This window comes from Mycobacterium sp. NGS48 (assembly GCF_059812585.1).
Genome location: NZ_JCALCY010000049.1, coordinates 1 through 518, shown reverse-complemented (window position 1 = coordinate 518; position 518 = coordinate 1). Strand labels below are relative to the sequence as shown.

The following is a 518-nucleotide window of genomic DNA, read 5'->3' as shown; positions in this document are numbered from 1 at the left end:
GGACAGCGGCCCTGCTCGACGGTTTTCACGAGCCGGCCCATCGCATCGTCGAGGTGGGCGGGCGCGCGTTGGGCGGCAATGGCCACGCAGCGGTTGGCCGCGGCGTGCAGCCGCCGATCGCCCAGCCCGACCCGGGCCGCGGCGTCCCAGGCAGTGGCGACCGGTTCGACGGCCTGCGCCGCAAGATCGGCGGCATCGGGATCATCGAGCAATGTCACCAACGTGAACACCACCGCGGGCCAGATCGCCTCGGGAACACTGTCGAGGTAGCGGATCTCCAGCCACCCGCGGGGCCGCACCGGGGGAAACAGCGTGGTCAGGTGGTAGTCCAGGTCAGCGGTGGTCGGATGGCGACTGCCGAGCAACGACCGGCCGTCGGCCCAATCGGCGAACGGGACATAGTGCGTCACCGGAACGGCAGTGCCGTTGTGCGCGGCGTGCACCAACATCACCGGTGCCTTCAGGGCATAGCGCGCCCAGTCGGTGCGGGGATCGTCGCCGCTGGCGGTCAAAATCGG

Annotated in this window: 1 protein-coding gene; it reads right to left on the bottom strand. The window is 70.3% G+C overall.

Annotation, left to right across the window (positions count from 1 at the left end):
- Positions 1-518, bottom strand: a 518-nt coding sequence (locus AC5Y42_RS23605) for a glutamate-cysteine ligase family protein (RefSeq protein WP_499900984.1), incomplete at both ends; no start/stop codon positions are given.